Source organism: Pseudarthrobacter scleromae (assembly GCF_014644515.1).
Taxonomy (GTDB): Bacteria; Actinomycetota; Actinomycetes; order Actinomycetales; family Micrococcaceae; genus Arthrobacter; species Arthrobacter scleromae.
Window position 1 is genome coordinate 67,717 of the sequence record NZ_BMKV01000010.1, and the last position, 23,743, is coordinate 91,459.

Genomic DNA, 23,743 nt, shown 5'->3' on the forward strand with positions numbered 1-23,743 from the left:
GTCGCCGCAGTTGGTAGGCGAGTTAATGCGCGCGGGGGACCTTGAACCTGGTGATGCGCGCGTCCTGCCCGTCCAGCTCCGCCCATGACTTTTCAGTCTCAAGGACTGTGAGGGCGTTGGTGGGGTATCTGGTGGCGGCGTCCATGTAGGCGTCGTGGTCTGAGTCGCGCGAGGCCAGGTGCATGGCAAGGTCCTGCACCCCGGGCAGGTGTGAGATCAGCATCAGCGTGGTGACTGTATCCGGAACATGGTTGATGACCGTCAGCATCCGGAGCGCCGACGCAGCGTACAGCCCGTCCTCAAGCTTGGGCGTGGGCGCCTTGTCCCCCAGCTCTGAGCACACCCACGTGCAGGTCTGCCTGGTCCGCAGGGCACTGGAGCAGAGGATGAAGTCCGGCACGATGTTGTGCTTGAGCAGCCACCGGCCGGCAAGCGGAGCCTCGCGGTGGCCCCGTTCCTCCAGCGGACGCTCGTGGTCAGCCACCCCGCCCGGCCAGTCAGCCTTGGCATGCCGCATGATCACAAGCCGTCGAAGATGGTGCTCACTCATGGCCCCAGCCTAGCGAACATGCCAAGAGCCGCGGAGGCACATGCCCCTGCAGGGCGGCTGAGGTGAATGCTAGATCGAGTATTCCGGAGCGGCCCAGACAACAACTTCGGGGTGCTCGTAGAACCGGTACCCCTGGCCGCGGACTGTGCGCACGGTGTTGGCAAGGCGGCCCAGCTTGGAGCGGAGCCGGCGGATGTGGACGTCGATGGTGCGCTCGTTGGGCACCTCTTCGGCGTTGCGCCACAGCCCCTCAAGGAGTTCGTCGCGCCCTACGGTGCGGGTGCCGTTCTCCACGAGGTAGTTCAGGAGCTCGAACTCCTTGAACGTCAGGTTGAGCGACTCGCCATCCAGGTGGACTTCGCGGCGTGCCAGGTCGATCAGGACGCCGGACGGACGCGGCTCCTGTGCCTGCGACGGACGTGGGGCCTCGGTGCGCTGGCGGGCGTTGACGGTGGGGTCACCGAAGGTGGAACGGACGACGTCGAGCGCGGAACCCGGTGTGCCGGCCGGGGCAACGGCAACTGCTGCGTAGCTTTCGGCGCCGGACACGAGGGACTGGGCGTAGGCGCGGATCTCCTGGGCCAGCTTGGCGATGGAGGTTCCGGCCGCTGCCGCCGTTTCCTCGTCAATGCCCATGTAGAGGACAAAGCCGCGGGCAACGTTGTCGTTGGCTACGGGCCGGACAGTGTTTGGACCGGCCACCACGGGAGTGGGGACGGTCATGGGTGCCGCCTCTGCGGGCTGGACCGCACGGAGCTGCCCGTAGGAGCTGGGGTTGAAGCCCTGCGGCGCGTAGCCCTGGGAGGGGAAGCTGCTTCCAGATGATGATGGAGCCAGGGCGGGTCGCGGTCCAAACCCGGGGCGGAGGCCCGAGGGCTGGCCGGCCTTGGCGGCGTTACGGACAGAAATGTGGACGTATCCGGATGCAACTGACATGGAATGCTTACCTCAATGTGAATGGCCGTCATCGCGGCCCGAATGCTGGGAATCCCCGCAATGCGAACTGGGGAGGGGCGCCCGACGCTGGGCTGGGGGCGAATGCCTAAGAACTTCGGAGGGTGGGAAGGTCAGGCGTGCATTCGACAACAGCGCATGTCGGCAGCAGCGGATGTGCTGGGCCAATATTCTGCGGCTGCAGGTGCTGTTGAGTTCTTGTTCACATTGGAAGTGTGCAGCGTAACAATGGCAACTTGCAAGTAACAATGGACGCGATCGTCCGCATAATGAGACAGATTCCGCGATAGTGCTCCAAATCACAATTCTGGACGCTGTAAAAAATAACGGTTGTTATCCGGCATTCTGCCTTTTTATTGGTGCTGGACAGAATATTGTTCGATCGAAGTGGGGCCAGCGGTAGATTCGTTCACCAGAGCGTCTGATAGCGGAATCTCGCTCTTCGCCCTGGTGGCGTGTCCAGCCGCCCTTGTTTTTGGACAGAAAAAATTGGGCACTCAGCGGCTAGATTTCATTCGGGGATCTCAAAGTGCCGCCGTTTGCACGTCCATGACCGGGCGGCCGCGAGCGCTCAACCTGCACCCTTGGAACCCTCCGCCGGCCCAGCTCGCTAGGCTGGGATTCACAGCTTGCGCACAGGAACGGCATAGCCGGGCTTAAACCATTGATCGGAGAGTTGTTCCATGGCCACCTCCCACTCCATGACAAACAACCTCCCCACGCTCACTCATCCGGACGGCTCCCCCATCAGGGCACTGGTGGTGGATGACGAGCCGAGTCTTTCCGAGCTCATGAGCATGGGGCTGCGCATGGCAGGCTGGTCCGTGGCAGTTGCCGCCGACGGTCCCGGGGCAGTGAAAATGGCCAAGGACTTCCGCCCGGATGTGCTGGTCCTGGACGTCATGATCCCCGGTTTCGACGGCGTCGAGGTCCTGGGCAGGATCCGCGCCTTCGCGCCCGAGGTTCCCGCTTTGTTCCTCACTGCCAAGGATGCAGTCCAGGACCGGATCGTTGGCCTCGCGGCCGGCGGGGACGACTACGTCACCAAGCCGTTCAGCATGGAGGAGGTCCTGCTCCGCCTGCACCGCCTGGTCCAGCGGTCGGGCGTGGCCGCGATGGACACCGCCGACCTGGTGGTGGGAGACCTGGTCCTCAACGTTGACACCCGTGAGGTGACCCGCGCCGGGGAAGAGCTCCAGCTGACGGCCACCCAGTTCGAGCTGCTCCGCTACCTCATGGAAAACCCCAAACGCGTCATCAGCAAAGCGCAGATCCTGGACCGGGTCTGGAACTACGACTTCGGCGGCCAGGCCAACATCGTGGAACTCTACATTTCCTACCTGCGCAAAAAGGTGGACGCCGTCCACCCGCCGATGATCCACACCGTGCGGGGCGCCGGGTACGTCATCAAGCCGGCGGAGTAGGAAAGCGATGGCGTCCGCGCACAATACGGAGCCGCAGCCCCGGAGCTGGCTGAAGCCCGGCACCTGGCACCTGCGGACCCGCATTGTCCTCCTGGCCATGACCCTGCTGATCGCCATTTGCGGGGCGGTTGGCGTGGCGAGCTATGCCTCGATGGACGCGTTCCTCACCCGGCAACTCGATGAGCAGCTAAGCCAGGCCGCAGCCCGTTCCAACGATCCCGGCCGCCCTCCCTCGGGCGGCTTTAACGGCCGGGATCCCCTGGACGCCCGCGGCCAGAGCGTCGGAACCCTTAACGCCCGGATCCTCAACGGCCAGGTCAACAGCGGCGGTTTCCTCACCTCGAATACGACGCGCTCCCCCTTGTCCACGGAGGACAAACAGGTCCTGCTGGCCCTGCCAGCCAACGTGCAGCCGGTGGACAGGACGCTGTCCACCGGCGACTACCGGCTGGTGGCCATCCAGACCAACTTTGGTGACGTCCTGGTGACAGGACTCCCCCTGGCCGCCAAGGAGAGTACGCTCGCGTCCCTGGTGTGGACGTTCGTTTTCGTCTCACTGGGCGGCCTTCTCCTGATCGGCCTGGTGGGAACCGTACTGATCCGCCGCACCATGAAGCCCCTTGAGCAGCTCTCGGAGGTTGCCACCCGCGTTTCAAAGCTGCCGCTGGATGCCGGCGAGGTGGCGCTTGCGGTGCGCGTGCCGCCGTCGAACTCCAATCCCGCAACGGAGGTGGGCAGCGTGGGCCACGCGCTGAACCTGATGCTGGACAATGTGACCAACGCGCTGCAGGCACGGCAGAAGAGCGAAACCAAGGTCCGGCAGTTCGTGGCGGACGCTTCCCATGAGCTCCGCACGCCGCTGACGGCCATCCGCGGCTATACGGAACTGATGCGGATGACGGAACACTTCACTCCTGACGGGGAGAAGTCGCTGGCCAGGGTGCAAAGCCAGTCCCAGCGGATGACTGCACTGGTGGAGGACCTGCTGCTGCTGGCGCGGCTGGATGAGGGCCAGCCTTTGAAGCTCAGCGAGGTGGACCTGAACCAGCTGGTGGTGGAAGGCGTCAGTGATGAAAAGGTCATGGCGCCCGGGCACACCTGGCGGCTGGAGCTCCCCGACGAGCCTGTTGTGGTGGAAGGGGACCCGTCCCAGCTGCGGCAGGTGCTGATGAACCTGCTGTCCAACGCGCGCAAGCACACGCCGCCGGGGACCACCGTGGTCACCGGGGTGGGGAAGACGCCGGAGGGTGCCGCGGTGGTAACGGTAACGGACGACGGCGGGGGCATTCCGCCGGAGTTCGTGGACCAGGTCTTCGCACGCTTCGCCCGCGCAGACGCAGCCCGGACAGGCAAGGCCAGCGGGCCTGGCGTATCCGGCACTGAAGGAACCAGCGGCCTGGGGCTGTCCATCGTGGAATCCATTGTTGAGGCCCACGGGGGCAAGGTCACGGTGACATCACAGCCCGGCCGCACCCAGTTCGCGCTTCAGCTCCCGCTTGCGCACGGAGAGACGCAAGACGGCGCGCCGTCAGCGTGATCCCTGTTACCAAAATGTGACTTAAGCGCTGCTCTCCTGTACCGTCGATTGGGTGCGGTTCCCGTTCGGGCCGCATATCCGGATGACGCCAAGCTCTGCCGCTTCCCGGATTCCGCTTGAGCATAGGCAGAGGCGGGGGACCCAACAGTCCCGGGCACTCAACTGCCCTTGGGGTTAAGCCAGCACGTGATCTTTCCGTGTGGCCGGATGCCCTCATCCGAACCCGACAGCTAACTCCGCAGGTGTGAGAGGCGATCCATCATGTCTAAGTTCCTTACTAAAGCACGCCCGAAACCAGGCTCTGAAGCCGGTGCCCCGCGCACGTCAGGCAAAACTCCGTCCTTCGGCCAGCGCGCTGCGATCCTCGCAGCGTCCGGCGCCCTTCTTGTAGGTGTTGGAGCCGCGGGCCAGGCTACCGACACCGCAGTGCAGGTGGCAGCCACGGAGACTCAGGCGGCTGAGGCACAGTCGAAGCTGAGCATCGAAAAGAGCGAAATCCAGGCGAACCCGGCCCCCGCTCCTGCGGCTGAGCCGATCAACGTGGTCCCGCAGGCAGCCGAACCGGCCCCTGCTCCCGCTCCCGAGCCTGCACCCGCGCCGGCCCCGGAGCCTGAACCCGCACCTGCGCCTGCCCCCGCTCCGGAGCCTGCACCCGTCGTCGCGGTCAACGACCCCGCAGGGGCACAGGCTTACGCCGCCGGCCAGCTGGCCTCCTACGGCTGGGCCGCGGACCAGATGCAGTGCCTGCAGACCCTGTGGACCAAGGAATCGGACTGGACCACCACGGCCACCAACCCGAGCAGCGGCGCCTATGGCATTGTGCAGTCCCTGCCTGCCGAAAAGATGGCCAGCGCGGGCGCCGACTACCGCACCAATTACCGTACGCAGATCAATTGGGGCCTGAACTACATCCAGGAGCGCTACCAGTCGCCGTGTGGAGCACTGAACTTCCACTACGCCAACAACTGGTACTAAACCGAAGCAGCTTTCCCCTCGCGGTCCAGCGCGTCCCGGCCCGGGATGTACTGGACCGCCCACCGGTTCCCGTCAGGATCGGCGAAGTACACAAAATGGCCCCAGTCCTGCACGTCCACATCGCTGACGTCCACCCCGTTGGCCTTCAGCTGCGCATGGGCGGCCTGGATGTCATTGACCACGAGCTGCAGGTTTGAGCCTGTGCCGGGCGGCGCATCCGTGAGCCCTTCCCCTATGCAGATGGAGCAGGCAGACCCTGGCGGGGTCAGCTGCACGAACCTGATGGAGTCGCTGGGCCGCGCGTCGAAATCGGCGTTGAAGCCCACCTTGTTGACGTAGAAGTCCTTGGCCCGGTCCACATCAGACACGGGCACAAAAACGAGTTCCAGTTTCCAGTCCATGCGCACAGGCTAAGCCTTGCGGCGGGAAGCGGGAAAGGCTTGAGTCCTAGCCTGCGATGCCGTACAGGCGGTCGCCTGCGTCTCCCAGGCCCGGAACGATGTAGGACTTCTCGTTGAGCTTCTCGTCGATGGATGCCAGGACGATGGTGACGTTTGCGCCGGAGAGTTCTTCCTCCAGCTTGGCCAGGCCCTCCGGCGCGGCGAGCAGGCAGATGCACGTGACGTCCGAGGCGCCACGCTTGAACAGGAACTTGATGGCTTCGCGCAGTGTTCCGCCGGTGGCAAGCATGGGATCCAGCACGAAGATCTGCCGGTCGGTGAGATCCTCGGGGAGTCGCTCGGCGTAGGTGATGATGTCCAGGGTTTCCTCGTCACGGGCCATGCCCAGGAAGCCCACTTCAGCGGTTGGGACCAGCTTGGTCATGCCCTCCAGCATGCCGAGGCCTGCACGAAGGATGGGGACCACCAGCGGGGTGGGCTTGGTGAACGCGGTGCCCACGGTCGTGCTGACAGGAGTTTCGATGGTGACGGGCTCGGTGCGGACTTCTCGCGTGGCCTCGTAGGCAAGGAGGGTCACCAGCTCCTCCGTCAGCTGCCGGAAAACCGGGGACGGAGTGTTCTTGTCCCGCAGGACGGTGAGCTTATGGGCGACCAGCGGGTGGTCCACAACGAGAGTGCGCATGGGTCAAAACTATCACCCGGCCGCCGGGCCGCTCCCCTGCCGCCCGCTGCCCGTTCCCGACTGGGAAGCGCCGTCGTCGACCCTCGGCGGGGCACCGCCGTCGTTCTCCTTCGGGGCGGTACCGGTGGTGCTTTCCTCGACTCCGGAGTGGTCCTCGCGCAGGACCGGATGTTCGAAGGTGGGCGCCGGGCCTGCGTGTTCACGCCGCCGCATCACATGGAACAGCCTGTGGGCCAGGATCACGATGCCCACCCACGCCAGCCCCAGGAACCAGCCCGCCATGACGTCCGTCATCCAGTGGTGTCCCAGGAAGACCCGGCTCAAACCCATGGCGACGATGAAGATCGTCCCCACCGTGATGGCCGCAATCCTGGCCCAGAGCACCTGGAACTGCAGGCACATGAGGTAGATCAGGACGCCTATCACCACGGTGGTGTTCAGGGTGTGGCCGCTGGGAAAGGACGGCGAGGTCTCGAAGGGCGGGACGGCCTCGGAGTGGTCCGGACGGGTCCTGCCGACAAGCCGCTTGCCCAGGGTGGTGGCCAGGGTGGAGACCAGGGCTGCCCCGCCCACCAGAACAATGGGCCGCCACGTCCTGCTCAGGAAGGTCAGCCAGGCGGTAAGGATGCTCGCCAGGATGGGCATGCCGATCCCGCCGCCGACGTTGGTGAAGCCCGTGGCGAAGGCGTCTACCTCGGGGTTCCGCAACGACTGCGAGTATTCCAGCGCAGGAATATCAAGGCTCGCCAGGCCTTCCTCGTCCACGACGTCCGAGTAGACCTCGGCGCCGAGGAGCGCCAGGGTAATCACCAGCGATCCGCCGATGATCATGGTCAGCCACAAGGCGGCGTACGGCTTGATCCACTTGTCCACACGGTCTCGGACTGTGCTCACTGTGCCTCCCGGCGGATGTGCGTCACGGGCTCTGGGTATCCTTCGAAACTATCATTGAGCCATGGTCTCCGCAGATAAGAAACACCACGCGTGGATGGGCCTCGCCCTCGCCGAGGCCCATCGCGCCCTCGACACCGAGGACGTGCCCATCGGGGCCGTGGTCATTGGGCCCGACGGCGCAGTGCTGGGTTCCGGGCGGAACCAGCGGGAAGAGCTTGGAGACCCCACCGCCCATGCCGAGGTAGTTGCCATCCGCGAGGCGGCGGAACGGCTGCGCCAGGTTTCCCTGCTCGACGGCGGCAGCGGAGACGGCTGGCGGCTCGCCGACTGCACACTGGTGGTCACCCTCGAACCCTGTGCCATGTGCGCCGGAGCGATTGTCCTGGCACGAATCCCCCGGGTGGTCTTCGGTGCCTGGGATGAGAAAGCAGGAGCTGCGGGGTCGGTGTTCGATGTGCTCCGCGAGAGGCGCCTGAACCACTGGGTTGAGGTGTATCCGGGCGTGCGCGAGGCCGAGTGCGCCGCCTTGCTGCGTGAGTTCTTCGCCGGGCACCGCTCGCGGCTCTGATTCACGCCCAGGCTGTCAGCGTCATCCCCTGATTGCGGCCAGCACGTGGGCCGCCGGCTGTTCCCAGCCCGGCAGGGCTCCTCTTGCTTCCAGCGCCCGTGCCCGCCAGGCATCCCGGGTCCCGGCATCTTCCAGCCAGTGCCGAAGTGCCTGGGCCAGCAGGGCAGGATTTGCAGGATCATCATCCGCCGGGAAGGCTACCTTCGCGCCCGGAAGCGCGCCGCCGTCGTCGTCCTTCCCCGCCGTTCCCAGGCGCAAGGCCTCGACGGCGCCTGTGCCATCGCGCACCACTACGGGGATGCCGCGGGCGAGTGATTCGGTGACCACCATGCCGAACGCCTCGGCACGGGACACCAGGAGGCTGAGGTCCGCCCCACGCCATTCGATTTCCAGTGCTTCACCGGCCAGCTCACCGGTGAACTGGATCCGCCCGTCCATTCCGTGCATTTCTACTGCGGCTTTAACCTTTTGTGCGTAATCCCCGTCTGCCTGGTCTGACCCGACAAACGACGCTGTCCACTCAAGGTCCTGAAGCAGTGCCAGCGCGGAGACCGTGAGCAGCTGGTCCTTATTGGGCAGGAGCGCAGCCACTATGACCATGTGGGGCGGCGCGGACCCCTCGGCCAACGGCGCAGGGTCGGTGCCTGGGAGTGCGACCTTGAGCCCATGGAGTCCGTGGCGTTCTTCCAGGACTTTCCTGGCCCAGGTGCTGGTGCACACCACGCCGGTGGCAGCCCGGAGGGACCGTGCTTCACGCTCGTGATGTTCCGGGGCAGGCATATGCACCAATACCCATGTCTTTCGTCCGGCCTTGGCCGCGAATTCGAGCTCATCCGGCGCGCCCATGGCAATGAGCCCGTCGACAAGGGTCACGGTACCCGGTTGTTCCGCGTCGCGTCCGGTTTCCCACGCCCCGAGGACGCTGCCCAGCCGGCGTCGGGCGTGGGCACTGGCGTAGGGCCAGGAGCCTTCCACGGGGAGCACCTCCACGTCCACTCCCAGGACCTTCAGCCCCTGCACCAGCCGCGCGTTGTAGATGTTTCCACCGGAATGATGGTGGATGTTGCCGGGAACCAGCAAGCGGATGCGGTCCATGGGATCAGGCGGCTGGAAGGTCCAGCGAGTAGGTGGCCCAGGCGTCCGGGTTCTCGCGCAGGGTGACGTCGATCCCGGCGAGCTGGCCGCCGTCGTCGTCATCCTTCAGCTTTTCCGCCACGGACGTGGCAACGTACTCCGCCAGCGCTTCCGTGGTGCTGAGCTTGCCCGCGAAATCGGGGTGCTCGTCCAGGTTCCGGTAGTTCAGGCCTGCCAGCACCTCCTCGATCATGCTCCCGGCCGCGCCGATGTCCAGCACGATCGCGTCGTCGTTGAGCGTCCGACGGCGGAAGCTCACCTCCGCAACAAACGTTGCCCCGTGCAGGGCCTGGGCCGGCCCAAAAACATTGCGCGGAAGGCTGTGGGCGATCATGAAGTGGCGCCGGACAGTCAGGCTGAACATGGTTTACCTCTGGTCTTCTCGGGCGGGGTTCTTGGCGTTTTCGGGGGTTTCGGGGGTTTTGTCGCCGGGGTACTCAATGACGTGGCACAAGGCGTCGAGGTTGCCGTCAGCGAGGTCCTGCACCACGCCCGGCAGTTCGGCGAACGGCGACGTGCCGGTGAGGAACACGTCGAAGACTGGATCCTTCAGCAGGGAGACGGCGAGGTTCAGGCGACCGGCGTTGGTCCTGCGGTGCCTGCGCGCCCGTGCCACCACTCCTACCTGGCTTGCCCTGATGGACAGGCGCCGGGCGTGGAAGTCCTCCCCCAGCGGCAGGGTGACCCCGCGGTTGGCGTACCAGGACATTTCGATGACGTCCGCTTCATCACCGGCAAGCTGCAGGCTCCGCTCCAATCCCTCCTGCGAGGCCGAGCAGTGAAATACGATGTCGCAGTCGGCGAGGGCGTCATCCGGATGGGCAAAGTCGACGCCAAGGATGTCCGCCAGTTTTTTCCGTCCCGGGTCGAGGTCCACGAGTTGCAGGCGTTCCAGGGGAAAGGTCCTCAGAAGGGTGGCCACCATGCCGCCCACAAGGCCTGCGCCCACCACCGCGACCCGGTCTCCCAGGCGCGGGCCGGCCTCCCACAGTGCGTTGACCGCAGTTTCCACCGTTCCGGTGAGCACTGCGCGGGAGGAGGGGACGTCGTCGGGGATTCTGGTGAGTGAACTGACGGCTGCCACGTAGCGGTCCTGATGGGGGTTGAGGCAGAAGACGCGCTGCCCCGGCCAACCTTGCGGCCCTTCCTCGACGACACCCACGGACAGGTATCCGAACTTCACCGGCCCCGGGAACTCACCCTCCTGGTGGGGAGCCCGCATCTCCTGGGCCACCCGGGGCGGGACTGCGCCGGCGTGGACCACCATCTCGGTGCCTTTGCTGATCCCGGAGTAGAGGGTACGCACCAGGGCTTCGCCTGGGCCGGGCGCGGGAAGGTCCTCAGTCCGGAGCTCGCCGTGTTCCTTGGCCGTTGTCCAGTAGGCGGTTGCGTGCGTGGGACTGGTTTGATGAGTCATCTTGCTGATGAATCTAGCCCTCCTGGCGTGTACCGCGAAAGTTGGATGGTCCCCTTGTGGGTGAAGGCCTGCGCAATTGCCGCCAGAACGGGAATTGTCTTGCCCTTCCGAAAGGGAACCGTACTGCCCGTTCGGAACAGAACCGTAGTGCTCTTCCGTGGCCGCCAGCAGATGGTCATCACCCCGCCGCGCCCTCCATCAGGGGGCGGCAGGAACTCCTTCGCCAGCCACCACCCACCAGGCCTCTTCGGACAGCGGGTCCTTCGGCTGCCGGTATCCGGGCAGGAACCAGTCAGCAAAGGTGTCCTCGGGAAACTCGTCGTGGGGAAACAGGCTCTCGAAGGCAAGATCGTCTGCAGAAGCCCTGACTTCGGAGAGGTAGCCCGGAAACTGGCGCCGCTGCGGGAGTTCATCAGGCGGAGGCACGGCCTCGGAAAGATCATCAGGGATCCTGAGCTCTGCCACGGAGGCCGACAGGGCAGACTCCGGCCAGTGGGGTGGTTCCCAGTCCTGGTGTTCGCTTTTGTAGTGGCGTCCGGTCGGCGAGATCCAGCCGGGTGGTTCGTCCTTGGTGGCTGGTGTCGGTTCCCAGCCGCTGGTGTGCCGCAGTCTGTGGTGTTTCGGGCAGGGCTGCCCCAGGTTGCTGATCCCGGTGGTCCCGCCGTGGTGCCAGGCGAGGATGTGGTCTGCCTCATTATCCAAAGACGGGTTGCTGCAGCCGGGGAACGGACACCGGCCGTCCCGCATCCGCAGCCAGCTCCGCATGGCTTTGGTGACCCGGTAGCTGCTCCTGCCGATCTCCAACGGCGCCCCGTCCCGCGGGTCGACCAGGACGCGGTGAAAGGAGTCTGCTCCGTGTGCAACCAGGTCCCGTGCCATGGACGGCGGAACGGGGCCGAACCCGTCCAGCACCGCCGGCTCCTCCGTCAGGCCCATCAGCGAGAACACCGGCACGGTGACCAGGACCTGGGCCCGGATCCCCGGGGAAAGCAGGCCAGCACCGGTTCCTGCGCCGGCTCCGTCGCTGTCGCTTGCTTCCTCGCCGTTACCTGCACTGTTGTCTGCATGGAAGGTTGCACTGGTTCCGCTGGTGAGGATGGCTTGGGCGAATTTGTCGGTCCGGAGTTGGGTGAGGGTGCGGGGTTCGTTGGGTCCTTGTGCGGCCCGCGCGAGAGCGTTTAGGCGGTTCCAGCCTGCCAGAGCCTGGTGCGCGGGCAAACAAGCGGAGAGCCATGCCATGCCGTCCTGGTCAGGCCGGTATTCGACCCGCCGGTCCGCCGCGGCCTTGATATGGCGCTTCTCCAGCGACTCGGGATGGTGGCGTTCCCGCCACGTCCGGGCCTTGGCCTTGAACCGGTAGGCCGGCATCTCCCCGATCGTCGCCGCACCGGCCGGCCGTGGCGTGTCCGGGTCCAGGAAAAACTTCTCCAAAGCGGCTGCTCCGGCCCGGTCAAGGCCCACGGTCTGGTTCACCATTTCCCGGGCGTGCTGCCAGGAGATAGAACCGCCCTGCAAAGCGGCGAGGGTTCGGGGCAGGATCGTGGTCAGGGCGTGGGACTCGGCCAACAGGGCGCCGGCGGCGCGGTCACCGATGGCCAGTGCACAGCCGACCTCGGCCACCAGGCTCCGGTCCTGGGCCGTTGCCTCCTGCGGGGAGGACGGCGGACCGTTCAGCACACTCGTGGCGGCAGCCAACACCTGAACCGCCTGCGCCTTCACCGCCGCCAGCTTCGCCTCCGACCGCGCCACCCCGGCAAGGACATCCAACGCCCCATCAGCAACCCGCTGCAACGGATCATCATCAACCCCACCCCCAAGACCGGAAGCAGGCGACCCGGAAACAGCAGCGCCAGAAACAGGCGAACCGGCAACAGCAGCGCCAGAACCGGACGGACCGGAAACAGCCGCACCGCCGCCCGCGAGCACGGCCGTAAAAGCAGCCACAGAAGCGTCAACCGCTGCCTCCGCCTCCACCACCACCGGATTGCCTTCCATAAATCCATCTTCATGCGAGGGTCTGACATTTAAGGGGTCCGGTGCACCCCGGCTGAAAAGAATTGTAAAAATCTTTTCCGGCCTCTTTGCCAGGGCAGCGGGAGCTCCTCCCGACAATCCCGTTTTGGGGATGCACGCCTTGCTCCGGTACCCTATTGAGGTTGGTGACGTGTCCGAGCGGCCGAAGGTGCAACACTCGAAATGTTGTTTGGTGTCAAAGCCAACGTGGGTTCAAATCCCACCGTCACCGCCATGTAGCGAGGCCCTGCTTTTCCTGATAACTGAGGAAGGCAGGGCCTTTTGCTTTGCGCTGAAGGCGCAGAATCAACGGGCGCTGCAGATCACTTGCCCATCAGCGCCCGTGAACTCCTCAGCGGGGTAGGTATGTTTACCGCATGGACTTCAAAGGGGGATGCTGATGAGCACCAACGCCGTCGGAAGGAACCACTGGTTGGCATTGGCAGCCACGTACGGGCTCACCCTGAGCATTGTGGCCATGGCAGATTGGCCTTGGCCTCTGTTCGTAGGTGGAGCCTTCATCCTCATCGTCGTCCTGCGCAGCGTCCGGTACCGCCAGGCCGGCCGGAAGACCCAAGCCGGGCTTGCCGGCCCCGGTCCCGGTGCCGGTGCCGGTGTTATCGGAAGCCTTTTCGGAGCCGGGGCACTACTCATCCGCGGCACGCCGGCAGCCACCTGGGCTGGGCCGCTGCTGGGTGTGATCGCATTCCTTGGACTGTTCCTCTACCTCCAGCGGTTTGCCCGCACCTAACGCCAAGCGAGCGAATCAGCCGCGCGTCCAGTTCAGCCCACCGGCAGGTTCAACGAGGGAGCGTGTCGACGACGAGCGATACGACGAGCGAGCGTTACGACGACGGCGGGACGGCAGCGTTAACGAAGTCAGGCCCTGGACACTGTCCAGGGCCTCACTTCTGGCTCGACGCCGCTACGCCGCTGCCTTCTCGGCAACACGCTTGGCGGTAACGGAGGGAACGCCGTCGCCATCCTGCCCGTACAGCCAGTCGTTGTACTGGAAGTTGTTGTCCTTCCGGCTCTTGAACAGCAGGTTGCGGAGGGTGCGGGCCAGGCCGGACACGTGCCAGGACTCGCCCCACACGCGGGCGGTGCGCTGGACGCGGGCGGTGCGCCCGGCGCGAACATCATTGAACTCGCGGAGGGCCACATCCCACGCTTCGGGCCTGATTCCCTCGCCTGTGAAAACAGTGCCGACCGTGGCATCCTGCAGCGCTGCCGCGTCCTCAAGGGCCTGGCAGGCGCCCTGGGCCAGGTACTGGAGCATGGGGTGCGCGGCGTCGCCCATCAGCACCATCCGGCCGGCAACCCAGTTCTTGATCGGGTCGCGGTCGTACATGGGCCAGCGGATGCCGGTGGCCAGGTTCTTCAGCGCTTCCTGCACAGCCGGGACGCAGTCCTTGTAGGCGGCCTCGAGCTCGTCCACTCCCCCGTACTGCTCTTCGCCGCGTTCGAAGGACGGCGACTTGAAGACTGCCACAGTGTTGAGCAGTTCGCCCTTGCGCAGCGGGTACTGCACCAGGTGGCAGTCCGGCCCGAGGTAGACGATGACGTCCTCGAGGTCCGCCTTCGGGGTGTTCTCAGTGATGGGAACGGTGCCGCGGTATGCAACGTAGGCCGAGGACACGGGCTCATCATCGGCAACGAGCGGGCGCAGGGTGGACCGGAGGCCGTCGGCGCCGATCACGATGTCGGCTTCGAAGTCCACGCCGGCCAGGGTGTGTGCCACGCCGCGGCCGCCCACCGTTTCCACACTCTCCACCGTGACATCGTTCACCAGCTTGACGCCCGCCGCCTCGCAGCCCTCCAGCAGCACCCGGTGCAGGTCGCTGCGGTGGATCACCACGTAGGGCGCGCCGTAGCACTCCTCGAATTCCCCGTTGAGGGTCTGGCGGGTGAGTTCCTCGCCGGTGACGGCGTCGCGGAACACCAGGTGTTTGGGCTGGACGCCGATTTCCAGCGCCTTTTCCAGCAGGCCCCAGCGCTTGAGGACGCGGGAGGCGTTGGGCGCCATCTGCAGCCCGGCGCCCACCTCGCCGAATTCGGGGGCGCGCTCCACCAGGGTCACGTTGGCACCGTTCTCGCGCAGTGCGAGGGCGCCGGCCAGTCCGGCCATTCCCCCTCCGATCACCAGGACATCGGTGGACGTGGCGTGCTCAGACATTGCTAACTCCTGTTGTTGGGATTGAGGGGGAAGTTGAGAGTTTTGATTTGAGGTTGATGCCGACGGCGGCCAGCAGGACTGCTGCGATGCCGGCGGCACCTGCGAAGGCAAGGAAGTTGGAATTGACGCCCAGCCCGGCAGCCAGCAGGAGGCCACCCACCTGGGGAGCTACCACGGCGCCAATCCGGCCCGTGCCGAGCGCCCAGCCAAGTGCCGTTCCCCGCAGGTGGGCGGGATAGTGGCTGGCTACCGCGGCGATGATGAGGCACTGCGTGCCGTGGGTTCCGACGCCGGCCAGGACCAGCATCAGGTAGACGATGGAGACGGAGGGCCCGCTCACCAGCACCACCAGCGCGACGGCGGCGACGGCGGCTGCCGCGATCGCCGTCGGAATCGGTCCGAAGCGAGTTCCCGCCCAGGCGGTAATAACGGATCCGGCCACGGCACCGAGGTTCAGGGCCAGGGCGAAGGTCAGGGCGGAGCCCAGGTTGTAGCCCGCCAGCTGCATGAGGTTCGGCAGCCAGGTCCCCAGCCCGTACCAGGCGAAGAGGGTGGCGATGGTGGCAACGGCGAACAGCATGCTGATGCCCAGGTAGGGTGCGCGGAGGAGCAGGGCGAAGCCGGAGGGTTCCTTGGCCGCGACAGTCTCCGTGGCGGTTTTGGAGGCTGCCTTGCCGGCGGGCGCCAGGGTCTCCGGCAGGTACTTGAGCCCCAGCGGCACCACGATCACCAGGGCCAGTACGGCCACCAGGAACATCGACTGCCAGCCAAAGGCCGGAATGAGCTGGATGCCAACAAGGGCCGCGATGGAGCCGCCGATCGGAACACCGGACATCATCAGGGTGGCCACGATGGACCGCCACTTGGCGGGGACCAGCTCCGCAACCAGGGCATTCGCGGACGGCACCAGGCCGCCGAGTCCGATTCCGGCGAGGAGCCGCAGGGCTCCAAAGACAGCGGCGTTGGGGGCGAAGGCACAGAGGACGGTGAAGATGGAGAAGACGATGGCGCAGCCGAGGATGGTCCTGCGGCGGCCCCACGAGTCGGCCATGCGGCCGGCGAAAATCGCCCCGATCATCATGCCCAGGAAGGCCATTGAGCCGACCGTCCCGGCGGTTGCCTTGGTCAGGCCCCAGCCGGTTTCGGTGATCAGGGAGGACTGGACCGTGCCGTACACGATGAGGTCGTAACCATCGAAGACCACCAGCAGCCAGCACACGAGGACTGCGGCTGCCGAGGCCTTCGAGAACCGGCCGTGCACGTCATTGGACGTGGGGGCGGAGGCCCCCGGCGAGGACCGCTGCGTCTCTGCAGCGGGAAGTGTGTGATTCATCCCACTACTGTCATGGCCACCGAAGATGAACCACAATACAATTCTGATGTGCAGAAAAACCCGCTTCCGCAACCAGCCTCGACGACGGCGGCACGCAAGCCTGTACAGAAAAAGCCTGCACAGAAAAAACCAGTGCAGAAGCGGCCCACATACTCCATCGAGGCGGTGGACAACGCGCTGCAGCTCCTCCAGCTCCTGCGCGACGGCGGGACGCTGCGGCTGAAGGACGCCGCCGAGGAGCTGGGGGTGGCTCCGTCCACCGCCCACCGGCTCCTGGCCATGCTGGTGTACCGGGGCTTCGCCGTGCAGGATGAAACCCGCCGCTATGTTCCCGGTCCTGCCATGGGAGTCGGCCCGGCCGGGCTGAGCTGGACCAGGCTGCTCCGTTCGCTGGCCCAGCCCCACATGGAGCTCCTCTCAGCCCAGCTCAACGAGACGGTGAACCTCATGGTGCGGGTGGGCACCAAAGTCCGCTTCCTGGCAACAGTGGAGGGCAACAACGTGCTGCGGGTTGGCGACCGCCAGGGAACGGTAATGCCCGCGAACAGGACCTCCGGGGGCAAGGCCATGCTGGCGGAACTCGAACCGCACATGCTGGAACAGCTGTTCCGCAGCAACAACGCCGAAATTGGCGGGGACACCATTCCCGACGACGAGTATCCGAAGTTCCTGCGCGAGCTGGAGTCCATCCGCGGCAACGGCTTCGCAGCCAACTTCGAAGGAACAGAGGACGGCGTCAGCGCCCTGGGGATGGCGCTGCACAACCGGCACGGGCAAGTGGTGGGCGCCCTCAGCGTCGCCACCCCCGCCACCCGCTTCCGCGCAGTGTTCGACGCCGGACTGGTCCCCGCCCTGAAGGAATGCTGCCGGCAGCTTGAGATCGATATCGTCGCGAATCCGGCAGAGCCGGACTAAAGGCCGCACCATCCCGCCTGCACCGCAGCGGCCCGGAATTCTGAACAGCAGAATATGTTGGAGCTCACACCCCGTCCTTCCGTAGAGTCAGGCCACGCCAAAGAACTGTTCTGACCTACAAAGGAGGCCCACGTGTCCATCAGCGCCGAGAACACGACCCATGAATCTGTGGCCGCGGGGATCACCGCTCCGGAGCCCACTCCCGAGGAGGCTGCCCAGCTGGAGCAGCTGTACCGGGATTTCGATAAAGAGAACCTGATTCCGCTGTGGACCGAGATCGGTGACCTGATGCCGATGGTCCCGTCCCCGAAGGCTGTGCCGCATGTGTGGCGGTGGAGCGACCTCTACCCGCTGGCCGCCCGTGCCGGTGACCTGGTGCCGGTGGGCCGCGGCGGCGAACGCCGCGCTATCGCCCTTGCCAACCCCGGCCTTGGCGGCACCGCTTACGCAACCCCCACGCTGTGGGCAGCGATCCAGTACCTTGGCGGCCGCGAAACTGCGCCGGAACACCGCCACTCCCAGAATGCGTTCCGCTTTGTGGTTGAGGGCGAGGGTGTGTGGACCGTGGTGAACGGGGATCCGGTGCGGATGTCCCGCGGGGACTTCCTGCTCACCCCGGGCTGGAATTTCCACGGCCACCACAACGACACCGATGAGCCGATGGCCTGGATCGATGGGCTGGACATCCCGTTCGTGCACTACGCGGACGCCGGGTTCTTCGAGTTCGGCACAGAACGCGTCACCGACGAGGCCACCCCGGACATTTCCCGCTCCGAGCGCCTCTGGGCCCACCCCGGCCTGCGCCCGCTTTCCGGCCTGGATGACACCACCAGTTCCCCCATCGCCGCGTACCGGTGGAAGTACACGGACGCGGCCCTGCGCGAGCAGCTGCTCCTGGAGGACGAGGGCCACCCGGCCACCGTGTCCCAGGGCCACGCCGCCATCCGCTACACCAACCCCACCACCGGCGGGGACGTGATGCCCACCATCCGGGCCGAGTTCCACCGCCTCCGCGCCGGCGCCACCACCGAAACGGTCCGCGAGGTGGGCTCCAGCGTCTGGCAGGTCTTCGAGGGCTCCGGCTCCGTGGTCCTGGACGGCGAAACCCGGACCCTGGCCAAGGGTGACCTGTTCGTGGTCCCGTCCTGGGCCGCCTGGTCGCTTCAGGCCGAGAGTGAATTTGATCTGTTCCGCTTCAGTGACGCCCCCATCTTTGAGCGCCTGAACTTCAACCGCACCTACATCGAAGGACGCACCAAGTAATGAAACTCCTCACCCTCCGCACCTCTGTTGGGGACAAGACAGCAACGACGGCGGTCCGCCAGGACGGCGATACCCTCACCGAAATTCCCGGCTTCGCCGATGTCGGGGCCCTGCTGCAGGACCCCGCCTGGGAAACCACCGCGAAGGCGGCCAACGGCGCAACGCACGCCCTCGACGGCGCGGCCCTTGCCGCCGTCGTGCCTTCCCCGGGGAAGATTATCTGCGTGGGCCACAACTACCGCAACCACATCAAGGAGATGGGCCGGGAAGTCCCCGAGTACCCCACCCTGTTCGCCAAGTACGCCGAGTCCCTGATCGGGCCCAACGACGACCTCGCCCTGCCCCAGGAATCGGACACCGTGGACTGGGAAGCCGAACTCGCCGTCGTCATCGGCAAGCAGGGCCGCCGGATCAGCGAGGCCGACGCCGCGGACCACATCGCCGGCTACGCCGTCCTGAACGACATCTCCATGCGCGACTACCAGTTCCGCACCATCCAGTGGCTGCAGGGCAAGACCTGGGAGAAGTCCACCCCGTTCGGCCCGGCCCTGGTCACCAAGGACGAATTCATTCCCGGACCGCTCATGACCTCCGCCGTGGACGGCGACGTCCAGCAGTCCACCCCCACCTCGGACCTGGTGTTCACCCCTGAATTCCTGGTCTCCTACATCTCCACGATCATCACGCTGAACCCGGGCGATGTGATCGCCACCGGCACCCCCGGCGGCGTGGGCCACGCCCAGGACCCCAAGCGCTACCTGCAGGAAGGCCAGGTCCTGGTGACCACCATCGAGGGCCTGGGCCAGCTGAAGAACCGCGTGGTCAAGGAAGCCTGATGGTTGCCCGCCACGACCGGACCACCGACCCGGCGCTCCTGGACGCACTGCTCCAGGCGCGCCGGGGCACCGCGTTCTTCGCCCGCAAGCTCAACGAGCTTTCCGACGCAGAGCTCGACGGCGGCACCCTCCTCCCGGGCTGGACACGCCGCCATGTCGTGGCACACGTGGGCTACAACGCCCGCGCCATCGCACGGCTGATCGAATGGGCAGCCACCGGCGTCGAAACCCCGATGTATCCCTCACCGGAGGCCCGCAACCACGAGATCGATTTCGGGTCCACCCTGTCCCCTATCGCCCTGCGGCACCTCTTCGACCACTCCGCCGTGCACCTGAACGTGGAGTGGCGCGACCTACCCTCAGACGCCTGGCACCACAGGGTCAAGACCGCCCAGGGACGCCTTGTCCCGGCGGAGGAAACCGTGTGGATGCGGACCCGGGAAGTCTGGATGCACGCCGTGGACCTGGACAACGGTGCCACTTTCAGCGACATCCCGGCCCCCGTCCTGGAACGCCTGCTCAGCGACATCACCGGAGCCTGGCACACCCGGGGCACCGACACCGGGCTCCTGGTCAAGGTGGACGGTACGGATTTGGCGTTCGGTGACGTGGGCGCGGCTGACCCGACGACCGTCACCGGGCCGCTGCCCGCCGTCGTTGAATGGGCTGCCGGCCGCGGTTCCCGCGGCGTCACGGCCACCGGACCGGGCACTACCGAAGGCACCCCCGCCGCACCGAAGTGGATCTAGGCACCTCCACGCGGCAGCAAAAAAGAGAAAGCCCCTGATGGAGGGGCTTTCTCTTTTTGCGTTCCCAGCCTGTTGCCGGCTACTTCTTCCCGGCCTTGCCAGTGGTGAAGGGCAGAACGAGCCGGGAGTGGTGGGCGGCGTCGCGGTAGATCTTGTGAGTGACGGGCCGGCCAACCGGGAGGTACCACCTGCTCTGCGACGACGGCAAAGGGCAGTAGCCGAAAGACAGCTACTGCCCTTTGCCGGAGCCCTTCCTAGAGCCTTGTGTCGAAGGAACCGCAGAACACGTTGTCGTTGAATGTGCCCTGGAACGGGGACTTGCCCTGGATCTTTTCGATGGTGGCCCGGATTGCCTCGCGGGACCCGGCGTGGGCGTGGATCGCCGTCTTCACCATGGGCACGTCAATCAGGTGGTTCGGCTGGTTCAACGAAACGAACTGTGTTTAACGACCTGCTGGCCATTGGGATGCTCCAGCGCCTCCGAGCAAGGGGCATTCGCGTGCCCGAAGACATGAGCATCATCGGTTCGGACGACATCTTCGGGGCAGACTTCTGCAATCCTCCCCTGACCACAATATCGAGTCCCATCGAACAGGCAGGGCGCGTGGCAGTCTCCATGTTGCTGTCCCAGCTCAACCCGCTGCCAGGAAGGGGAGGCAGGAAGCATGCGCTCATGCCTACGCACCTGACAATCAGGCGGTCCACAGGACCGGCACCGCACTAAGCGGCGCACCGTCAAGGGACGGGTTGCCAACGGGTCCCCCTGAAACCCGCACGAATTGAGACACTATGCCGCCTAAAAGCACTGTGCCGCGGACTGAAATCGTGCAGCTGCCTTTGTAAGGGATTCCATAATCGGGGCGACTCCTGCTGGATACCATGAGTTGACCGGACAGAGCCGTCCGGTGGGATCGATGCAGAAGGACACTCATGGCTGCGGTGACGGTGGACGATATCCTCTCGGATCTCCCCCTGGGTTTCGCCAGCCTGGTCCTGCGGCCGGCGTCGTCCAGCCCTGCCATCGAACGGTTCCTGATCGTGGACGCCGACGACGAAGCGCCGGACTCCGCAGCCGCTTTCGTCCTGCTGATCGGGGTCCGCGGCCGGTCCGCCCTGCCGGCGCTGCGCCGGCTCCTGAAGAAGGACCCTCCGCCCGTAGTGGCCGTGAAGGGAAACCGCGATGAACTGACCGAGGCCGAGGAACTCCTGCGCGATGCCGGCACCGGCCTGCTGCTGGTGGATCCCGGCGCGGACTGGGACCGGCTGCTGTCCATCGCCAAGGACAGGATCCAGCCGCCGAGCTACCAGAGTGAAGTGCTTACGCTGCTGGAGGAGGACCTTTTCGCCATCGCCCAAACCACGGCACGCCTCACGTCCAGCCATGTGGTCATCGAGGACGCGGCGAACAAGGTGCTGGCGTACTCCACCGTCTCCAACGACATCGACGAACTCCGCAAGGCATCCATCCTGGCGCGCCGCGGACCCCGCAAATACGAGCTGCTGCTCAAGGACCTGGGCGCCTACCGCGAGCTGCACGGAACCCGGCTACCTGTCCGGGTCCCGGCCCGGCCGCAGGACGGGCTGCGCGAACGCGTGGCCATCACGCTTTTCGCCGGCGACCGCATCATGGGCTACATCTGGCTCCAGGAGACCGGGGCCGGCTTCGGGCCCGACGTCGACCATGTGCTGAAGGGTTCCGCTGCGCGGACCTCCGCCGAACTGATCCGGTACCGCAACCAGCAGTCGGTGCACATGCGGGAAGACCGCGTGGCACGGATCCTGTCCGGCCCGGCGGAAGCCGCGGCCAGCGCCCACAGTGAAAAGCTCCCGGCGGAGCGCCCGGCTGCCCTGATCCTGATTGGCATGTCTGAGGCCGAAGCGCAGGCCGACGATGCCGCACTCAAGCACGGCGAACTCGCCAACCTGGCGTCCATCCACGCCGCTGCCTACAAGGCGTCCGCGGTGGTGGGCCAGTTCAAGGGGGAAACCGCCGTCGTCATTCCAGGCCTGCAGTCTGCCGCGGCCGAACCCGGGCTGCGGAGCCTCGCGGAGTCCATCATCAAGGACGCACGGAAGCACCTGGGCATCAGCCCCTTTGCCGCCGTGGGACCGGTGGTTCCGGACCTGCTGTCCATCCATTCGGTGACCCGCATGACCGAGGCCCTCCTGGACTGCGTGGGCCGGTCCGTAGATACGTCCGTAGGCTCAGTGGACGATTTCGAGGGCGAGATCCTGTTCCGGGAGGCAGTCCGGAACTTCTCCACCTCCACGTTCCGCCACCGCAGCCTTTCACGGCTGCTGCGGGAGGACGGCGAACTGGCCGAAACCCTGCGGGCGTACTTTGACGCCGCGCTTGACGTCGCCGCCTGCGCGCGCCGGATGCAGCTGCACAAGAACACCGTTTACTACCGGATCAGCAAGGCGTCGCGGGGCACCGGCCTGGACTTCAGCAACCCCCGCGACGCGCTGGTGGCCCTCCTCCACGTCCAGGAGTTGGCCGGGACCCCTTCCAACGAAACCTCAGGCAGGAAATGACAACAACACTCCAGGCACCGCCTCTGGGACCGCTCCTCGACGACATCGTCCTGCGCCACCGGCCGGAACGGGAATCAGGCAGCATCCCGGGAAACATTCCCCTCCTGGCAGCCGTCCCTTTTGACAGATTCGGCATCGCCGTCGCCACCACGTCCGGAGAAGTGTTCAGCGCCGGCGATGCAGCCGTGCCGTTCTCCATCCAAAGCATCTCCAAGGTGTTCACCCTGGCCATGGCGCTTCGCGGAGACAGCACAGGATCGCTGTGGTCCCGCGTCCTGCGGGAACCCTCCGGCACACCCTTCAACTCCCTGGTCCAGCTCGAGGTGGAGCACGGCATCCCCCGGAACCCGTTCATCAACGCCGGCGCCCTGGTGGTCACGGACCACCTGATGGACAAGGCGCCCGACGCCGCCGCCAGGCTCCTGCAGTTCCTCACCGCGCAGGCATCCAGCAGCGGGCCCGCTATCGATGAGGCAGCGGCAGCCGGCGAACTGGCCAACAGCAGTCGGAACCTGGCGCTGGCCCACTTCCTGAAAAACTTCGGCAACTTGCACCACTCGGCCGAAGCGGTGGTGGAGAACTACGTCCGGCAGTGTTCCATCATGATGACCTGCGCAGACCTGGCCAAAGCCGGGCTGTTCCTGGCCCGGGCGGGGCAGGGAACGCTGGGTCCCGTGCTGTCCCCCAGCGATGCAAAACGCGTCGGTTCCATCATGCTGACGTGCGGCATGTACGACGCCGCAGGCGAGTTCGCCTACCGTGTAGGCCTTCCGGGAAAGAGCGGGGTGGGCGGGGGAATCCTGGTCATCGTTCCGGGCGAGTGCGCCATCTGCGTCTGGAGTCCGCGGCTGGACGCCAAAGGCAACTCGCTGGCCGGTACTGCCGCCCTCGCCGACCTTTCCGACCGCACCGGCTGGTCCGTTTTCTGACCCGCGCGCGCCGTAACGCCCACTTCTTTCCCTCCCAGCAGGATCTTCTCCGTATCGAAAGGATCACCCATGCCCATCAACCCCAAAGACGAGGTTGTACAGGACCACAAGGTCGCACCTGACCACGTGATCGACGGTGGTCATGCCCATGCTTCTGAGTCGGCGTTGCATGCCGAGGACCAGGGCTACCACAAGAATTTGAAACCCCGGCAGATCCAAATGATCGCGATCGGCGGCGCGATCGGTACCGGCCTGTTCCTGGGCGCCGGCGGCCGGCTCAACGCCGCAGGCCCGTCCCTGGTCATCGCCTACGCCGTGTGCGGGTTCTTCGCGTTCCTCATCCTCCGCGCCCTGGGCGAACTGGTCCTCCACCGGCCCTCCTCGGGCTCGTTCGTCTCCTACGCCCGCGAATTCTTCGGCGAAAAAGCCGCGTTCGTCTCCGGCTGGTTCTACTGGAT

The 23,743-nt window shown here is 65.8% G+C and carries 24 protein-coding genes, 1 tRNA gene, 1 pseudogene and 1 riboswitch; of the genes and pseudogenes, 14 read left to right on the plus strand and 12 right to left on the minus strand.

The genetic code is table 11. The annotated features are described in order from the left end of the window. Nucleotides 1-22 precede the first annotated feature (22 nt). Together IEX33_RS18750 and IEX33_RS18755 are read right to left on the minus strand one after the other, a co-directional pair. Nucleotides 23-550, minus strand: coding sequence for a SixA phosphatase family protein (locus IEX33_RS18750; RefSeq protein ID WP_066273784.1), 528 nt, complete (start codon nt 548-550; stop codon nt 23-25). Between the two features lie 69 nt (nt 551-619). After that, entirely contained in the window at nt 620-1,486 is an 867-nt protein-coding gene (locus tag IEX33_RS18755; protein ID WP_104189022.1) for a winged helix-turn-helix domain-containing protein, read from the minus strand. Nucleotides 1,487-2,187: 701 nt separating this feature from the next. On the opposite strand from IEX33_RS18755, the gene IEX33_RS18760 reads away from it, so the two are divergent. The 3 genes from IEX33_RS18760 (at nt 2,188) to IEX33_RS18770 (ending at nt 5,440) form a co-directional block, all read left to right on the plus strand. After that, nucleotides 2,188-2,928 (plus strand): response regulator transcription factor, encoded by a 741-nt coding sequence (locus IEX33_RS18760; RefSeq protein WP_188732393.1) that lies wholly within the window; start codon nt 2,188-2,190, stop codon nt 2,926-2,928. A gap of 7 nt (nt 2,929-2,935) precedes the next feature. Next, complete coding sequence (locus IEX33_RS18765) at nt 2,936-4,465, plus strand: sensor histidine kinase (RefSeq protein ID WP_188732394.1); 1,530 nt, start codon at nt 2,936-2,938, stop codon at nt 4,463-4,465. A 93-nt stretch (nt 4,466-4,558) separates the two neighbouring features. Beyond that, nucleotides 4,559-4,721, plus strand: a riboswitch (cyclic di-AMP (ydaO/yuaA leader). Nucleotides 4,722-4,726: 5 nt separating this feature from the next. Then, nucleotides 4,727-5,440 carry an aggregation-promoting factor C-terminal-like domain-containing protein gene (locus IEX33_RS18770; RefSeq protein ID WP_188732395.1) on the plus strand — a complete coding sequence of 238 codons (714 nt, stop codon included), beginning with the start codon at nt 4,727-4,729 and terminating at the stop codon, nt 5,438-5,440. On the opposite strand, the gene IEX33_RS18775 is transcribed toward IEX33_RS18770, so the two are convergent. The 3 genes from IEX33_RS18775 to IEX33_RS18785 are packed head-to-tail and all read right to left on the minus strand — an operon-like array spanning nt 5,437 to nt 7,417. After that, on the minus strand, nt 5,437-5,841 hold the full coding sequence (locus IEX33_RS18775) for a glyoxalase superfamily protein (protein WP_188732396.1): 405 nt from the start codon (nt 5,839-5,841) through the stop codon (nt 5,437-5,439). The two genes, IEX33_RS18770 and IEX33_RS18775, sit on opposite strands and share 4 nt — an antisense overlap. A gap of 46 nt (nt 5,842-5,887) precedes the next feature. Further along, nucleotides 5,888-6,523 carry a uracil phosphoribosyltransferase gene (upp, locus tag IEX33_RS18780; RefSeq protein WP_013599856.1) on the minus strand — a complete coding sequence of 212 codons (636 nt, stop codon included), beginning with the start codon at nt 6,521-6,523 and terminating at the stop codon, nt 5,888-5,890. A gap of 12 nt (nt 6,524-6,535) precedes the next feature. Then, nucleotides 6,536-7,417 carry a phosphatase PAP2 family protein gene (locus tag IEX33_RS18785; protein ID WP_229675455.1) on the minus strand — a complete coding sequence of 294 codons (882 nt, stop codon included), beginning with the start codon at nt 7,415-7,417 and terminating at the stop codon, nt 6,536-6,538. A gap of 61 nt (nt 7,418-7,478) precedes the next feature. Between IEX33_RS18785 and tadA the strand changes: the two genes are divergently transcribed. Beyond that, on the plus strand, nt 7,479-7,985 hold the full coding sequence (gene tadA, locus IEX33_RS18790) for a tRNA adenosine(34) deaminase TadA (protein ID WP_188732397.1): 507 nt from the start codon (nt 7,479-7,481) through the stop codon (nt 7,983-7,985). A gap of 21 nt (nt 7,986-8,006) precedes the next feature. On the opposite strand, the gene IEX33_RS18795 is transcribed toward tadA, so the two are convergent. From IEX33_RS18795 to IEX33_RS18810, 4 genes are all read right to left on the minus strand, one after another. Further along, nucleotides 8,007-9,080 (minus strand): glycosyltransferase family 4 protein, encoded by a 1,074-nt coding sequence (locus IEX33_RS18795; RefSeq protein WP_188732398.1) that lies wholly within the window; start codon nt 9,078-9,080, stop codon nt 8,007-8,009. Between the two features lie 4 nt (nt 9,081-9,084). Continuing rightward, complete coding sequence (locus tag IEX33_RS18800) at nt 9,085-9,483, minus strand: 6-pyruvoyl trahydropterin synthase family protein (RefSeq protein ID WP_188732399.1); 399 nt, start codon at nt 9,481-9,483, stop codon at nt 9,085-9,087. Between the two features lie 3 nt (nt 9,484-9,486). After that, complete coding sequence (locus tag IEX33_RS18805; RefSeq protein ID WP_188732400.1) at nt 9,487-10,536, minus strand: zinc-dependent alcohol dehydrogenase; 1,050 nt, start codon at nt 10,534-10,536, stop codon at nt 9,487-9,489. 198 nt (nt 10,537-10,734) lie between these two features. Beyond that, nucleotides 10,735-12,531 carry an HNH endonuclease signature motif containing protein gene (locus tag IEX33_RS18810; protein ID WP_188732401.1) on the minus strand — a complete coding sequence of 599 codons (1,797 nt, stop codon included), beginning with the start codon at nt 12,529-12,531 and terminating at the stop codon, nt 10,735-10,737. A 163-nt stretch (nt 12,532-12,694) separates the two neighbouring features. Here IEX33_RS18810 and IEX33_RS18815 point away from each other — a divergent pair. Together IEX33_RS18815 and IEX33_RS18820 are read left to right on the plus strand one after the other, a co-directional pair. Beyond that, nucleotides 12,695-12,784 (plus strand) — tRNA-Ser (locus IEX33_RS18815). A 165-nt stretch (nt 12,785-12,949) separates the two neighbouring features. Then, nucleotides 12,950-13,300: a hypothetical protein gene (locus IEX33_RS18820; protein WP_188732402.1), complete on the plus strand. Its 351-nt coding sequence runs from the start codon at nt 12,950-12,952 to the stop codon at nt 13,298-13,300. Between the two features lie 174 nt (nt 13,301-13,474). On the opposite strand, the gene IEX33_RS18825 is transcribed toward IEX33_RS18820, so the two are convergent. Both IEX33_RS18825 and IEX33_RS18830 read right to left on the minus strand, forming a co-directional pair. Next, nucleotides 13,475-14,725 (minus strand): FAD-dependent oxidoreductase, encoded by a 1,251-nt coding sequence (locus IEX33_RS18825; protein ID WP_188732403.1) that lies wholly within the window; start codon nt 14,723-14,725, stop codon nt 13,475-13,477. Beyond that, nucleotides 14,718-16,058 (minus strand): MFS transporter, encoded by a 1,341-nt coding sequence (locus IEX33_RS18830; protein ID WP_188732404.1) that lies wholly within the window; start codon nt 16,056-16,058, stop codon nt 14,718-14,720. Before IEX33_RS18830 ends, IEX33_RS18825 begins: the two co-directional genes overlap by 8 nt. Before the next feature lie 48 nt (nt 16,059-16,106). Here IEX33_RS18830 and IEX33_RS18835 point away from each other — a divergent pair, with 48 nt between their 5' ends. From IEX33_RS18835 to IEX33_RS18850, 4 genes are all read left to right on the plus strand, one after another. Further along, nucleotides 16,107-16,973, plus strand: coding sequence for an IclR family transcriptional regulator (locus IEX33_RS18835; protein WP_377089643.1), 867 nt, complete (start codon nt 16,107-16,109; stop codon nt 16,971-16,973). A gap of 132 nt (nt 16,974-17,105) precedes the next feature. After that, nucleotides 17,106-18,236: a cupin domain-containing protein gene (locus IEX33_RS18840; RefSeq protein ID WP_188732406.1), complete on the plus strand. Its 1,131-nt coding sequence runs from the start codon at nt 17,106-17,108 to the stop codon at nt 18,234-18,236. Beyond that, entirely contained in the window at nt 18,236-19,072 is an 837-nt protein-coding gene (locus IEX33_RS18845; protein ID WP_188732407.1) for a fumarylacetoacetate hydrolase family protein, read from the plus strand. Before IEX33_RS18840 ends, IEX33_RS18845 begins: the two co-directional genes overlap by 1 nt. Next, the gene (locus IEX33_RS18850) at nt 19,072-19,821 is read left to right on the plus strand and encodes a maleylpyruvate isomerase family mycothiol-dependent enzyme (protein ID WP_188732408.1); all 750 of its coding nucleotides are present in this window, start codon (nt 19,072-19,074) and stop codon (nt 19,819-19,821) included. Before IEX33_RS18845 ends, IEX33_RS18850 begins: the two co-directional genes overlap by 1 nt. Before the next feature lie 254 nt (nt 19,822-20,075). On the opposite strand, the gene IEX33_RS18855 is transcribed toward IEX33_RS18850, so the two are convergent. Beyond that, nucleotides 20,076-20,249, minus strand: a complete 174-nt coding sequence (locus tag IEX33_RS18855) for a hypothetical protein (RefSeq protein WP_229675456.1) — start codon at nt 20,247-20,249, stop codon at nt 20,076-20,078. An 11-nt stretch (nt 20,250-20,260) separates the two neighbouring features. Here IEX33_RS18855 and IEX33_RS18860 point away from each other — a divergent pair. The 4 genes and pseudogenes from IEX33_RS18860 to IEX33_RS18875 form a co-directional block, all read left to right on the plus strand. Next, nucleotides 20,261-20,545 (plus strand): annotated as a pseudogene (locus tag IEX33_RS18860) (substrate-binding domain-containing protein); the annotation flags it as partial. A 206-nt stretch (nt 20,546-20,751) separates the two neighbouring features. Next, complete coding sequence (locus IEX33_RS18865; protein WP_188732409.1) at nt 20,752-22,356, plus strand: PucR family transcriptional regulator; 1,605 nt, start codon at nt 20,752-20,754, stop codon at nt 22,354-22,356. Continuing rightward, entirely contained in the window at nt 22,353-23,285 is a 933-nt protein-coding gene (locus IEX33_RS18870) for a glutaminase (RefSeq protein ID WP_188732410.1), read from the plus strand. Before IEX33_RS18865 ends, IEX33_RS18870 begins: the two co-directional genes overlap by 4 nt. 69 nt (nt 23,286-23,354) lie before the next feature. Next, nucleotides 23,355-23,743 (plus strand): amino acid permease (locus IEX33_RS18875; RefSeq protein WP_229675457.1); only part of this gene is annotated, 389 nt, incomplete at its 3' end.

What these genes read in the sequence shown, in the direction of transcription:
- IEX33_RS18750 (WP_066273784.1), bottom strand. Translation starts at nt 550, where the DNA reads ATGAGTGAGCACCATCTTCGACGGCTTGTGATCATGCGGCATGCCAAG.
- IEX33_RS18755 (WP_104189022.1), bottom strand. Translation starts at nt 1,486, where the DNA reads ATGTCAGTTGCATCCGGATACGTCCACATTTCTGTCCGTAACGCCGCC.
- IEX33_RS18760 (WP_188732393.1), top strand. Translation starts at nt 2,188, where the DNA reads ATGGCCACCTCCCACTCCATGACAAACAACCTCCCCACGCTCACTCAT.
- IEX33_RS18765 (WP_188732394.1), top strand. Translation starts at nt 2,936, where the DNA reads ATGGCGTCCGCGCACAATACGGAGCCGCAGCCCCGGAGCTGGCTGAAG.
- IEX33_RS18770 (WP_188732395.1), top strand. Translation starts at nt 4,727, where the DNA reads ATGTCTAAGTTCCTTACTAAAGCACGCCCGAAACCAGGCTCTGAAGCC.
- IEX33_RS18775 (WP_188732396.1), bottom strand. Translation starts at nt 5,841, where the DNA reads ATGGACTGGAAACTGGAACTCGTTTTTGTGCCCGTGTCTGATGTGGAC.
- upp (WP_013599856.1), bottom strand. Translation starts at nt 6,523, where the DNA reads ATGCGCACTCTCGTTGTGGACCACCCGCTGGTCGCCCATAAGCTCACC.
- tadA (WP_188732397.1), top strand. Translation starts at nt 7,479, where the DNA reads ATGGTCTCCGCAGATAAGAAACACCACGCGTGGATGGGCCTCGCCCTC.
- IEX33_RS18795 (WP_188732398.1), bottom strand. Translation starts at nt 9,080, where the DNA reads ATGGACCGCATCCGCTTGCTGGTTCCCGGCAACATCCACCATCATTCC.
- IEX33_RS18800 (WP_188732399.1), bottom strand. Translation starts at nt 9,483, where the DNA reads ATGTTCAGCCTGACTGTCCGGCGCCACTTCATGATCGCCCACAGCCTT.
- IEX33_RS18805 (WP_188732400.1), bottom strand. Translation starts at nt 10,536, where the DNA reads ATGACTCATCAAACCAGTCCCACGCACGCAACCGCCTACTGGACAACG.
- IEX33_RS18810 (WP_188732401.1), bottom strand. Translation starts at nt 12,531, where the DNA reads ATGGAAGGCAATCCGGTGGTGGTGGAGGCGGAGGCAGCGGTTGACGCT.
- IEX33_RS18820 (WP_188732402.1), top strand. Translation starts at nt 12,950, where the DNA reads ATGAGCACCAACGCCGTCGGAAGGAACCACTGGTTGGCATTGGCAGCC.
- IEX33_RS18825 (WP_188732403.1), bottom strand. Translation starts at nt 14,725, where the DNA reads ATGTCTGAGCACGCCACGTCCACCGATGTCCTGGTGATCGGAGGGGGA.
- IEX33_RS18830 (WP_188732404.1), bottom strand. Translation starts at nt 16,058, where the DNA reads ATGAATCACACACTTCCCGCTGCAGAGACGCAGCGGTCCTCGCCGGGG.
- IEX33_RS18845 (WP_188732407.1), top strand. Translation starts at nt 18,236, where the DNA reads ATGAAACTCCTCACCCTCCGCACCTCTGTTGGGGACAAGACAGCAACG.
- IEX33_RS18850 (WP_188732408.1), top strand. Translation starts at nt 19,072, where the DNA reads ATGGTTGCCCGCCACGACCGGACCACCGACCCGGCGCTCCTGGACGCA.
- IEX33_RS18865 (WP_188732409.1), top strand. Translation starts at nt 20,752, where the DNA reads ATGGCTGCGGTGACGGTGGACGATATCCTCTCGGATCTCCCCCTGGGT.
- IEX33_RS18870 (WP_188732410.1), top strand. Translation starts at nt 22,353, where the DNA reads ATGACAACAACACTCCAGGCACCGCCTCTGGGACCGCTCCTCGACGAC.